At 36.4% G+C, this 12961-nt stretch carries 8 protein-coding genes; 4 read left to right on the top strand and 4 right to left on the bottom strand.

The window, feature by feature from the left end; translation table 11 throughout:
• Positions 1-112: 112 nt before the first annotated feature.
• Positions 113-1252, bottom strand: a complete 1140-nt coding sequence (locus tag MCS_RS00565; protein WP_004854364.1) for a cysteine desulfurase family protein — start codon at positions 1250-1252, stop codon at positions 113-115.
• A gap of 181 nt (positions 1253-1433) precedes the next feature.
• Between MCS_RS00565 and MCS_RS00560 the strand changes: the two genes are divergently transcribed.
• The 3 genes from MCS_RS00560 (at position 1434) to MCS_RS00550 (ending at position 4342) form a co-directional block, all read left to right on the top strand.
• On the top strand, positions 1434-2114 hold the full coding sequence (locus MCS_RS00560; RefSeq protein ID WP_004854362.1) for an alpha/beta hydrolase: 681 nt from the start codon (positions 1434-1436) through the stop codon (positions 2112-2114).
• Positions 2115-2367: 253 nt separating this feature from the next.
• Complete coding sequence (tyrS, locus tag MCS_RS00555) at positions 2368-3621, top strand: tyrosine--tRNA ligase (protein WP_004854361.1); 1254 nt, start codon at positions 2368-2370, stop codon at positions 3619-3621.
• Positions 3622-3859: 238 nt separating this feature from the next.
• A complete protein-coding gene (locus MCS_RS00550; RefSeq protein ID WP_004854358.1) occupies positions 3860-4342 on the top strand; it encodes a peroxiredoxin in 483 nt (160 codons plus the stop codon).
• 182 nt (positions 4343-4524) lie between these two features.
• Here the strand turns inward: MCS_RS00550 and prfB are convergent.
• The 3 genes from prfB to MCS_RS00535 all read right to left on the bottom strand — a co-directional run bounded on the left by prfB (position 4525) and on the right by MCS_RS00535 (position 9698).
• A protein-coding gene (gene prfB / locus MCS_RS00545) for a peptide chain release factor 2 (RefSeq protein WP_115608613.1) occupies positions 4525-5653 on the bottom strand; the annotation gives its coding sequence in 2 pieces (ribosomal slippage) (positions 4525-5583 and positions 5585-5653; 1128 coding nt in all).
• A 188-nt stretch (positions 5654-5841) separates the two neighbouring features.
• Positions 5842-8307 (bottom strand): penicillin-binding protein 1A, encoded by a 2466-nt coding sequence (locus tag MCS_RS00540; RefSeq protein WP_004854354.1) that lies wholly within the window; start codon positions 8305-8307, stop codon positions 5842-5844.
• A 161-nt stretch (positions 8308-8468) separates the two neighbouring features.
• Positions 8469-9698 (bottom strand): N-acetylmuramoyl-L-alanine amidase, encoded by a 1230-nt coding sequence (locus MCS_RS00535; protein WP_004854353.1) that lies wholly within the window; start codon positions 9696-9698, stop codon positions 8469-8471.
• A 596-nt stretch (positions 9699-10294) separates the two neighbouring features.
• Between MCS_RS00535 and MCS_RS00530 the strand changes: the two genes are divergently transcribed.
• Complete coding sequence (locus tag MCS_RS00530; protein ID WP_004854350.1) at positions 10295-12925, top strand: Rne/Rng family ribonuclease; 2631 nt, start codon at positions 10295-10297, stop codon at positions 12923-12925.
• Positions 12926-12961: the final 36 nt, after the last annotated feature.

Here is a 12961-nt window from a genome sequence, read left to right as displayed (position 1 = left end):
AATTAAAGTGAGCAATTCATTCTCTAGGCTATATGCAAAGTGAGAAAATTTCAATCAAGCTTATTTGTAAGATAATTCTAATTTATAATTATCAAATGATACATTGTACTTCTTATCTATTACTGATAATTTGAGAAAAAAACAACAGAAAATCATCAATATCTTTAGAAGTTGTGCACCGTCCTGTTGAAATGCGAATTGCTCCATTTGGAACATGATGTCCCATTGCTTCCAAAATTTTGCTTTGTTTTACTTTTCCTGAAGAACAAGCAGAACCTGCAGATACAGAAAACCCCGCCAAATCACAACCAATTTGCAGAGTTTCAGCTTTTATATTGCGCATAGTGAAATACGTTGTATTTGGCAAACGCTGAACCCTTTTACCAAAAATTTCAACATCATTACACATTTTTTGTATTCCATCTTCTAATTTATTGCGTAAATACATTAGTTTCTTTATTTCTTCTTGGGTGAAACAATCAGCCATCGCTGCTCCAAAAGCAGCAATAAGCGGCAATGCTTCTGTTCCTCCACGTAAACCTTTTTCTTGCCCTCCTCCCACAATAAGAGGATATGGCATCAAAAGGTTCCCACATGAAACAAAAGCACCTGTTCCTTTAGGTCCGCCAATTTTATGCGCAGATAGTATAAAAAAATCCCCTCCCATTTGATTAATATCAACAAAATTTTTGTCTACATATTGTGTCAAATCAACAATAAGGATGCCTCCAGAATCCCGAACGATAGCAGCTATTTCTTTTATTTGTTGAATAACACCAGTTTCACCATTTGCAGCTTGAATAGCAACAAGAGGAAGGCCTTTTGTTTTATCGTGAATGTTTAAGAGAGAGGCTAATTTATCTTGTTTAATGAGACCATCTTGATCAACAGAAACTGTGCTGATACATTCTTTAGAAAAACGTCCCCCCTTTGCAACAGATGGATGTTCAGTAGCTCCAATGTAAAGATGAGAAAATTGAACTTTAGACCTTCCCATATTATAAAAGGGTGTTAATAAAGTCATCGCTGCTTCACTCGCACCAGACGTAAATACAACATGATCTGGATTTGTATTGAGTCTGTCTGCAATTTGTCGACGTGCTTTTTGTAATAAAGCTTTAGCAGCACGCCCTTCTGCATGGACCGATGATGGATTACCGAAAATCTCTAAAGATTCGAGTAATGCCATCTTTGCCATTTTTGTGAGTGGCGTTGTTGCATTATGATCAAAATATCGACGTTTTACAATCATTTTACATCACAGACATTAATCTTATAAATTGATTTAGAAAAATAGCGCAATTTTCTTGAAAAATGCACCCAAAACAGAATATCTAACGGTTCACTAAAATGAAATGATTATGTAAAATAACTGAATAGTAGAAATAAGCCAAGCTCAGTGTAGAGCCTTTATAGCATTTAAGGAGCATTTAATGCCAGAAATTATTTTTAATGGTCCCGCCGGTCGGCTTGAAGGACGTTATCAACCTTCACAACATAAAAATGCACCAATTGCGATTATTCTGCATCCTCATCCCCAATTTGGTGGAACAATGAATAATAAAATTGTTTACGATCTATTTTACATGTTCCAACAGCGTGGTTTTACTACCTTGCGTTTTAACTTTCGTGGTATTGGTCGAAGTCAAGGTGAATTTGATTATGGAATAGGAGAGCTTTCAGATGCTGCAGCTGCGCTTGATTGGGTGCAAACACAACATCCTGATTCCAAAAATTGCTGGGTTGCTGGATATTCATTTGGTGCTTGGATTGGTATGCAACTTTTAATGCGGAGACCAGAAATTGAAGGTTTTATATCTGTTGCCCCTCAGCCTAATATTTACGATTTTTCATTTCTTGCCCCTTGCCCCTCTTCTGGGCTTATAATTCATGGTGATATTGATAAGGTTGCTCCCTTAAAAGATGTTCAAGTGCTTGTAGATAAATTGAAGACACAAAAAGGCATTGTCATTACACAGGAAATTCTAGAAGGTGCTAACCACTTTTTCAGTGGATACAATGAAGAACTTATTAAGCGATGCGCACAATATTTGGATAACCATATTACAGGTGAGTTCTTAATTCCTCCACCTGAAATGCTTGCGCTTACTTAGAGATTCTAATCTTAAAAATATTTTATAACAAAAAAGTAGCCTTTTAGCATATTACTTGCATAAAGAGCAAAAATATATCTTTTCATATCAATGCTAATCGCTTTTTCTTAAAGCATACAGTGAAAAGGAGCTCTGTATTATCTTTTTTCCGAGATCTTTCGTTCTCTTGTGAGGAGTGCGTCATTTGTGGTAGAGAATACGCACTAACACCTGATTATGTAACCAAACAATTTAAATATAGGAAATAAAATCTATGTTTGCTTTTAAATCTGATTTTTTACACATTATGAGCGAACGTGGTTTTATACACCAGATTTCAGATGAAAAAGGCTTAGATGCTCTTTTTTCAAAAGAAGTTGTAAGTGCTTATATTGGATTTGATCCGACAGCACCAAGTTTGCATGCTGGAAGTCTTCTTCAAATTATGATGCTTTATTGGTTACAAAGAACCGGTCATCGTCCTATTGCTTTGATGGGTGGAGGAACAGGATTGATTGGCGACCCTTCCTTCAAAGATGAAGCACGCCGCCTTTTGACACAAGCTGATATTGCTTCAAACATTGCGAGTATTAAAAAGGTTTTCGCTCAATATTTAACATTTGGTGATAAAAAAACGGATGCATGTATCGTTAATAATGCTGAGTGGTTGTGCAATTTGAATTATTTAGAATTTTTACGTGATGTAGGAAGACATTTTTCCGTTAACCGTATGTTGTCATTTGATTCTGTCAGACTTAGACTTGAACGCGAACATTCTTTGTCATTTTTGGAATTTAATTATATGATCCTTCAGGCTTATGATTTTGTTGAACTTTATAAGCGTTATGGATTACGTATGCAAATGGGTGGTTCTGACCAGTGGGGCAATATTATTAATGGAATCGAGTTAGGACATCGTTTAGGCGCACCACAATTATATGCATTAACATCACCATTACTTACAACTTCTTCTGGTGCCAAAATGGGTAAATCATTAAATGGTGCTGTATGGCTTAATGCAGATATGCTTTCACCTTATCAATTTTGGCAATATTGGCGCAATACAGAAGATGCTGATGTTACAAGATTTTTAAAGCTTTATACAACATTGCCAATGGATGAGATTCTCAAACTATCTGCATTACAAGGAACTGAAATTAATGAAGCAAAAAAAACTCTTGCAACAGAAATTACAGCGATATTACACGGACGCGATCTTGCCAATGCAGCAGCAGAAACCGCTCGTAAAACTTTCGAAGAAAAAACTCATGGAGAAAATCTTCCAACTATTAAAATTGATGCTACAGAATTAAAAACGGGTGCTGGATTGCTGGCACTTCTTGTACAGGCGGGACTAGCCAAATCGAACAGTGAAGCACGCAGATATGTTCAAGGAGGTGGTGTACGCGTCAATGATCAAATTGTTGATGATGAAACACGCCTTATTCTTGAAAAAGATGTTAATGCCGCAGGAATGGTTAAACTTTCTTTTGGTAAGAAAAAACATGTTTTGATGAAACCGCTATAATATCTTTTTATGTGGTTTTTACGTCTATTTTATGCGCAATGTTTGTGTTTCTTGCACCTGGTTTTGTTTTCTCAATTTAATTCTTATGATACATGAATTCTGTATGACAGACAAAAATTATGCGAAATAATTATTTTCTAGAAAGTTGAAGAATTTTATTTCTATGTTTATTATCATTCTCGGTCATTATATGTATTCCTATACGTAATGCTTATGTAAAAAAGAAAGATACAAAAAAATGATAAAACAAATGAAAGGCTCCCCTGCTCCTAATTTCGATTTACCACGTGATGGTGGAGGCAGATTATGCCTTTCTGACCTTCAAGGAAAGCCAATTGTTTTATATTTTTATCCGAAAGATGATACCAGTGGGTGCACAAATGAAGCGATTGATTTTACGCGACTGAAGACGAAGTTTGAAGAGATTGGGGTCGTTATTATTGGGGTATCTCCAGATAGCATTGAGAAACATGATAAATTCAAAATAAAACATGGACTTGATATTATCCTTGTTTCTGATGAAGAAAAAACGACACTTCAGGCTTATGGTGTTTGGATTGAAAAAAGTATGTATGGACGCAAATATATGGGGGTTGAACGAAGTACTTTTCTGATTGATTCAACTGGAATAATAGCAGAAGAATGGCGTAAAGTTAATGTATCTGGACACGCTGAAAATGTTTTAGCTGCTGCTACACTTTTACATCGCAATGGTTCATAAACTTAGTGATGCAATGCGTTTATAAACATTGCACAAGCACTTAGCGTTATTAACAATACATGTAAGCGAAATCCCCTCCCCAATTGACTTTATTTTGCTAATTGGAGAATTTAGATGTGGGTTGGATAGAAATTAATGAACCAAGAAGTAAACTTCTACAACTTGAAGAATATAGTGTATGATTAATTAATATCTTCGATTTCTTTATTTTTTCCATGAATACGTTGAGCAAGCGCTGCTTCTATAAATGCATCCAGATCGCCGTTAAGTACAGATTGTGGATCAGTATTTTCAACGCTTGTACGTAAATCTTTGACAAGCTGATAGGGTTGAAGAACATACGACCTAATTTGATGTCCCCACCCGATTTCTGTTTTAGAAGCTTCAATAGCATTTGTTTCTTCTTCTCTCTTTTTGAGCTCTTCTTCATAAAGTCTTGCACGCATCATAGACCACGCAGTTGCTCGATTTTTATGTTGAGAACGCTCCATTTGACATTGAACAACAATACCTGTTTTTATATGCGTGATGCGAACTGCGGAATCTGTTGTGTTGACATGCTGCCCTCCAGCTCCTGATGCACGATATGTATCAATACGAACATCTGCCTCTGAAACAGCAACTTCAATATTATCATCAATGACTGGATAAACCCAAATACTCGCAAAAGAGGTATGACGTTTTGCATTTGAATCAAATGGCGAAATGCGTACCAAACGATGAACACCTGATTCTGTTTTCAACATACCATAAGCATTATGCCCTCTTATAAGAATAGTCGCTGATTTTATTCCTGCTTCTTCTCCATCATGAATTTCTAATATCTCAACCTTCATTTTATGTTGTTCAGCCCAGCGTGTATACATACGCAAAAGCATAGAAGCCCAATCTTGGCTTTCCGTACCTCCTGCACCAGCATGAACTTCTAGATAAGTATCATTCGGATCAGCTTCTCCGGAAAGAAGCACATCAATTTGTCTTTTATCTATCTCACTCTTAAGATTACGTATTGAATTTTCTGCATCATTGATAATTTCAATATCACTTTCCTCTTCGCCCATCGTGATTAATTCAATGCACTCTTCGAGTGTTTTTGTAAATGATTGAATACCATTGATTGAATCATCAAGACGCTGACGTTCACGCATCATATCTTGCGCTTGTTGCGCATTATCCCAAAGGGTTGGATCTTCAGCTTTTTGATTGAGATATTCGAGACGTTTGAGTGATTGATCCCAGTCAAAGATGCCTCCTTAGTAATTTAATTGCCTTTTGGATTTCATCAACTAATATTTCTATTTCTGCTCGCATAATTTACCACCATAGGCTTTATTTTAAATACTTCTTCTAGCGCTATATTCCTTAGCATTTTACATCAAGGGTCTTCGTAACAATTCTTAAGGATACGGCACCACAAACCCTATTGCTACAGCAATACTACAAAGAAATAGATAAAAATTATTTCACTCTGTCATTCATATCAAAAAGAGATTTACTTTTTAATACAGACCGCCCGTACCACTTTCAAGAGCTTTGTTAACCTGCGGAGAAGTTGTTATGGTAGGAACACCTTCTTGAAAAGAATTCGTACTACCAATTACCTGATATATATCAGCAGGTCCAGTTCCTGGTTTAAATGCTTCTATAATAACGTCATTATCCCCTCTTTCCGTGAGCATGCCTGTCTTACGATTAATTGGCATCAAAATCATACCTTCTGGCATTTTAAATGGTACATCTGGCTTTCCTTTTAAAGCTGCTTCCATAAAATCACCAAAAACAGGAGCTGCTAATGTACTCCCCGTTCCATTAAATCCTAATGGAGCAGGTTGATCGTAACCAATGAAAATACCAACAACAAGATCAGGAGTAAAACCCATAAACCATACATCTTTAGAATCATTAGTTGTTCCTGTTTTACCGGCAATATGTCGATTGAGGTACCGTAAACGTGCAGCTGTGCCACGTTGAATAACTCCCTCCATCATTGATGTAATTTGATAAGCTGTCATAGGATCAAGGACTTGGTCACGCTCATCAATTAATGTGGGTTCCTTTTGATTATCCCATAACGCAGTATTACAATTTTCACAGAGACGATCATCATGACGATAAATCGTTTTTCCATAACGATCTTGAATTCTGTCTATTAGAGATGGATTAATAGATCGTCCCCCATTCGCAATAACTGAATAAGCTGTCACCATCCGTAAAACTGTTGTTTCTCCAGCGCCTAGCGCCATAGGAAGATAAGGTTGCAATTTATCTATAAGACCAAAACGCTCTGCATATTCAGCGACAAGAGGCATTCCCATATCATTGGCAAGCCGTATTGTCATAAGATTACGAGAATACTCAATGCCATAACGCAGGGTTGAAGGACCAGCAAATGTACCACCATAATTTTTAGGTTGCCAAATTTCACCGTTATATTGCCGGATCTCAATGGGACCATCTAAAACAACTGATGCTGGTGTATATCCGTTATCGAGTGCTGCAGCATATACAAAAGGCTTGAAAGCAGAACCAGGTTGACGATAAGCTTGTGTCGCGCGATTAAACTCAGATACAGAAAAAGAAAATCCCCCTATCATTGCGAGAACCCGTCCTGTATGAGGTTCCATAGCAACAATTGCACCTTCAACCTTTGGAATTTGTTGTAAACGGTAAGTATTATTTGTATTTGATATTTTTTCAACAAAAATGACATCTCCAACTCGTAAAACATGCGATAAACTCGGAACGGTTTTTTGATAGCCATCTTCTTTAGTAATATGTAATGCCCATTTTGAGTCGACTTCAGATAAAACACCAGTTTCTCGTTTTTTTGATAACAAACCTGAAGTTTCGCGCTGTGGTTGTAGGCCAATCTCTATCCTATTGGCATTAGCAGAAAGAACGATGGCTAAGCGCCATTCAGGAACATCACTTAATCCAGCAATATTTGCGAGTTCAACACCCCAATCATCTTTCTTATCAATATGCTTATAAGCTCCACGCCAGCCTTGTAAGCGATCAAATTTAATTAATCCATTGTGTAAAGCACGCCGAGCAATAAGCTGTAGATTCGGATCAAGTGTTGTACGAACTGAAAGCCCACCTTCGTAAAGTGTTTTTGCTCCATAACGATGCACTAAACGGCGACGCACTTCTTCAGTAAAATAGTCAGCAGCAAAAACGTAGTTATCACTACCACGCATTGTTGCCCCTAAGGGTTTTGCTTTAGCTTCTTCAGCTTGTTCACGCGTTACATATCCATTTGCAACCATTCTGTCTATTACCCAATTACGTCGGTTAAGAGCGCGTTGTGCATTTTTGAATGGATCATAATTTGCCGGTCCTTTCGGAAGAGAAGCTAAATAAGCACACTGCTCTAAAGTAAGATCATTGACGGATTTATTAAAATAGGTCAAAGACGCTGCTGCAATACCGTAAGTACTCCGACCAAGATAAATTTCGTTGAGGTAGAGTTCAAGGATGTGATCTTTCGAATAAGTTCTTTCAATACGCATTGCTAGGATAGCTTCTTTTAATTTACGCTCCAATGTTGCATCTGAGCTTAAAAGGAAGTTTTTAGCAACTTGTTGTGTAATTGTGGATGCTCCTTCTGGGCGTTTCCCAGAACCAATATTCCGGATATTATTGATTAAGGCTCTAGAAAGTCCTTCAGGATCTAAACCAAAATGCTGATAAAAATTTTTATCTTCGGCTGAAATAAAAGCTTCTTTAAGGAGTTTTGGTATTGATTGAATTGGCAAATAAAGACGATTTTTTGTTGCAAATTCTGCCATTAGGCTGCCATCAGAAGCATGAATGCGAGTCATCACCGGTGGTTCATAGAGCGAAAGAACTTCATAATCAGGAAGTGTATCCGCTTTATCCCCCGCCATGGCTACCCGCGTTATTTCTCCCCAAAACCAAATAGCAACAAAGAAACTAAGAAGATATTTAAAAAAAATCATCATTGAAGCGACTATCACTTTCTTCAGAATTGATTAAAAAAAAGACATGTTATCTCATTAGAAACAAGCAGATATCATCACAAAATTGAGACAAAGAGAAAACTGTTTTCCATCTTTTAATTTATATCAGAATAATAACATTGGTACTCTATTTTCTAACGAATTTAAAGAGGCTGCATAATTTTCTGCTTATACTCAGCAAATTTTCGGATAGAATGAGCAAGAGAAGCAGCCATTTTTTTCCTCCATTGAGGATTATTTAATAATTTTTCATCCTCTTTGTTCGATAAATAGCCGATCTCTATTAAAACAGAAGGGATATCTGGAGCCTTCAAAACTTGAAAATCAGCATATCGATGAGGGTTATTTATCAGATTAATATGATTCTTTGATAAATTTGAAACAACACTATTAGCAAAATTGACTGAAAATGCATGTGTTTCACGCCGTGTGAGATCAATTAAAATATCTGTAACTTCAAGAGACTCTTCTGCAGGCAAACCATCAAGAAGATCGACCTTATTTTCATTTTCGGCCAAAGATTTCGCAATGGCATCAGATGCCTTATCCGATATGGTATATACTGTAGCACCACGAAGAAAATGTGCATTAATAGTATCTGCATGAATGGATATAAAAAGATCAGCATTAAATTCTTGCGCCTTTTTAACTCTTTCGCTTAGCCTTAGGAAAGTATTTGAGTCGCGTGTTAAAATAACCTTTATATGAGAATCTTTTTCTAATTCATCTCGCAACACACGAGCAAAAGCTAGCGTTATATTTTTTTCTAAAATACCACTAACGCCTTGGGCACCACCATCAATTCCACCATGACCTGGATCGAGAACAACACGAAAATTACGCGCTGGATTACGTGGTGGCGGTGTATCAAGATTAACTTTTTGTTGTTTTTTTAAAATTTCACCAAATTTTTTTTGTGTGGTTTTCCCAATATCAATCAGCAGCTGCCATAAACCATTCTCTAATTTTTGTACTGTAGTTTTTTCAACAACAAAAGCGATTTTGCTCGTAAAAATAATGCGCGAAGTTTTTATATCAGAAAAACCATAACGTACATCTGATAGCATTGTTGATAATGTATCCCGTTTTTTAAAAGGCGTATTTTGTGTTGGAAAATCAGCTGTGGGTAAATTGATAATCAGTCGTGCAGGATTATCTAAAATCTGCAAACGAACACTGGGTTTAGCATTAAACACTGCAATAATGCGTGTGTGCGCATTATCACCAATGGTTTGCAAATTGACAAGTTTCAATACATCCGCAGCTTTAACAATTGTTTGGCATAACAATAAGAAAAATAAACAGCATGTAAGATACAACAAAACATTCCAATAAGCTGCTTTCGATTTTTTGATAGAAGATTCTCTTATCATTAGCACAACACCTTATTCCAAAGAAAAAACCTATTTTTATTCGCATAAAAATTATATATTCAACTTATGCTCTATTTTTTAGTAAATGCTGAATTTTTTATTTACAAATATCCAGAAACTCAATTAAGGCAATAAAGTCATTATTATGGTATACATTTATATTGTTACTTGCCAAAAGCATGATATCAACATAAAAGGGCATTTACGCTTCTTAGTTTGATCGGAGCCATCTAAATTATATGTATTTATATTTAGTTGTTTTTAGAGGGTTTATTACATGTTATACATTTAGGCTTTTTACAGATGAAAAGTCTTTATGTCTCAGAAGCTGAGATTGCGTTATTTAAGATTCGCTGGTTCGGGAATCCGAACTGTTTTCAAGATTGTTTTGCTGGAGACTTACAAAAATATGAGTCATACAAAACAGATGGGTATAGGAATAAAAAATGCTTTAAATGCAATGATGCATTTGCGCATGGTAGCCCGTTTTGTTTTTCTGGCACCTCCTTTTTATGGCAGACAGCCCTTTATGTTTTCGAATAATTGTACTGTTCGTTTGAATAAAGTTATGCATGTCGCCTTCAGGATTTTAACCCATGTCAAACAAAATGCTTATAGATGCCTCCCACCCGGAGGAAACACGTGTTGTTGTTGTTCACGGCAACAAAATTGAAGAACTTGATTTTGAATCAGAGCATAAAAAGCAGCTTAAAGGAAATATTTATCTTGCACGTATTACACGTGTTGAGCCATCACTCCAAGCTGCTTTTGTAGAATATGGTGGAAACCGCCATGGCTTTCTAACATTTTCAGAAATTCATCCTGATTATTATCAAATTCCTATTGCTGATCGCCTTGCTTTGCTTGAAGAAGAAGAAGCTGCTGTGAGAGAAAATTATGCGGATACTCTCATTGAAGAAACAAACAAAAATAAAAAACGCTCCAGAAAAACAAAAAAAGATGCAAAAAGTAACATCATGGCAGCGGATGTTGACAACAATGTTACATCATCTGAAATAATAATTGATGATGCAGAAGAAGAATTTAATACAGATATTTCTCATGATGAGATTGAAATGGTTGGTGCGGAAGATGTAAGTGAAGAAATACCTACTTATCAATATAAACAAGAACGTCAATATAAAATTCAAGAAGTTATTAAACGGCGTCAAATTTTATTGGTACAAGTCATTAAAGAAGAGCGTGGCAATAAAGGGGCAGCACTTACAACCTATTTATCTCTAGCAGGGCGTTATTCTGTTCTAATGCCCAATACAGCAAGGGGTGGTGGTATTTCACGGAAAATCACAAATATACAAGATCGCAAACGTCTTAAAGAAATTGTAAAAGAATTAGATGTTCCAAAAGGTATGGGTGTTATTCTGCGAACTGCTGGAGCAAATAGAACAAAAGCTGAAATTAAACGCGATTATGAATATCTTACGCGCTTATGGGATACCGTTCGCACATTGACACTAAAATCAACAGCACCATGCCTTGTCCATGAAGAAAGCAACCTTATAAAGCGTTCTATTCGTGATCTTTACAATAAGAATATTAATGAAATTCTTGTTTCTGGAGATCAAGGATATCGTGAGGCAAAAGACTTCATGCGTATGCTCATGCCAAGTCATGCGAAAGTTGTTCAACCCTATCGCGATCCTACCCCTATCTTTGCGCACAACAATATCGAAATTCAACTTGATAAAATGTTGCTTCCGCAAGTTTCTTTAAAATCTGGTGGTTATCTTGTTATCAATCAAACGGAAGCGCTTGTTGCTATTGATGTCAATTCCGGCCGTTCAACCAAAGAGCTTTCTGTCGAAAAAACAGCGTTACAGACCAATCTAGAAGCCGCAGAAGAAATAGCACGTCAATTACGTTTACGTGATCTCGCTGGTTTGATTGTGATTGATTTCATTGATATGCTCGAAGAGCGTAATATAAAGCTAGTTGAAAAAAAATTGAAAGATTGCTTAAAAAGTGATCGTGCTCGTATTCAAGTTGGTCATATTTCACATTTTGGTCTTCTTGAAATGAGTCGTCAACGTATTCGCGTATCAGTTTTAGAAAGTACAATGCAACCCTGCCCGCATTGTGCTGGAACAGGAAATGTACGCTCTGAATCATCAATTGCTTTACATGTCATACGCTCAATTGAAGAATATCTTCTTCATAATCCCCACTATCACATTATCGTGCGTACTCCCGTAACAACAGCACTTTATGTGTTAAACCATAAACGTAATATTCTCGTTAATCTAGAAGAGCGCTTCAAACTTACTATTAGTATTGAAGCCGATGACAGTATTGGAACGCAGCATCTTATTATTTCTAAAGGTACAATGGCAGAAACAGTTTCTCAACCTCCATTGTTTTTTGAAGATGATAGTGATGATAGTAAAGAAGATATTAAAGATGTCGTTTTTGTAGAAAATACATCTACTGAAGATAAAAAATCCGTTGAAACGAAACAGAAACGTCGACGTAAAAATCGTCAAGTTGAGATGAATGACAATTCTCTTTCCACTGTTCATAAAAAAGATGATACGCTAAACGATGATTCCCGTCGTCGAATCCGCCGTCGGGGGCGTCGTGGCGGTCGTCGTAATCAAGATAATAATTTTTATCAATTTCGTATTCCCTATGCAGAACCAGTAGGAGACTTTGCCAAACAAGCCTTAGCAGAAATTAAAGCAGAACGTCGTCAACGCCGTATTCCAGATGCTAAGCTTGTTGAAGTTGAAATGGAAAAAAGTGATATTCGATCCAAAGATGTGCAACAAAACGAAATTATTAAAGTTGATACCGTTGTTAAATCTAAAAAGCGAAAGACACTTTCTTCAAAAGAAATAAAAAATCAACAAATTCTTGAAAATGATCAGAGTGTAGTAACATTAGTACATCTTGAAGAAAATGCTACAGCCGGTTCAAAACGTAAAGTTAAAACAAAAAAAGTAGATAGCCCCCTTCTTGAGATAGGCGAAGAAGATTCTGAAAATATAAAGAAGAAAAAACGCAAAACGCAAAAAAAATCATTCTCTAAAAAATTAACGCAAACAAAAGAAATAACAGAGCAAAAATCTAAAGAAGACGTTATCGAACCAGCTCCCACTAAAGTTGAAGAAATTGCTAAGCAGCCTGTTGTTACATCATCAGCACCTGATGAAGAACGTAAAACTGAGCGTGTTGGTTGGTGGAAACGCAGAACTCTTTTTAAAAATTAAGTATTAAAAAACCGCCACAAGATATTCTGTGGCGGA

The sequence above is a fragment of the Bartonella doshiae NCTC 12862 = ATCC 700133 genome, from assembly GCF_000278155.1.
Classification (GTDB): domain Bacteria; phylum Pseudomonadota; class Alphaproteobacteria; order Rhizobiales; family Rhizobiaceae; genus Bartonella; species Bartonella doshiae.
This window is presented reverse-complemented; position numbering and strand designations above follow the sequence as displayed.

Bases quoted from the DNA above. Each gene is read 5' to 3' on its own strand.
- MCS_RS00540 (WP_004854354.1), bottom strand. From the start codon at position 8,307: ATGATGATTTTTTTTAAATATCTTCTTAGTTTCTTTGTTGCTATTTGG.
- MCS_RS00550 (WP_004854358.1), top strand. From the start codon at position 3,860: ATGATAAAACAAATGAAAGGCTCCCCTGCTCCTAATTTCGATTTACCA.
- MCS_RS00560 (WP_004854362.1), top strand. From the start codon at position 1,434: ATGCCAGAAATTATTTTTAATGGTCCCGCCGGTCGGCTTGAAGGACGT.
- MCS_RS00530 (WP_004854350.1), top strand. From the start codon at position 10,295: ATGTCAAACAAAATGCTTATAGATGCCTCCCACCCGGAGGAAACACGT.
- tyrS (WP_004854361.1), top strand. From the start codon at position 2,368: ATGTTTGCTTTTAAATCTGATTTTTTACACATTATGAGCGAACGTGGT.
- MCS_RS00565 (WP_004854364.1), bottom strand. From the start codon at position 1,252: ATGATTGTAAAACGTCGATATTTTGATCATAATGCAACAACGCCACTC.
- MCS_RS00535 (WP_004854353.1), bottom strand. From the start codon at position 9,698: ATGATAAGAGAATCTTCTATCAAAAAATCGAAAGCAGCTTATTGGAAT.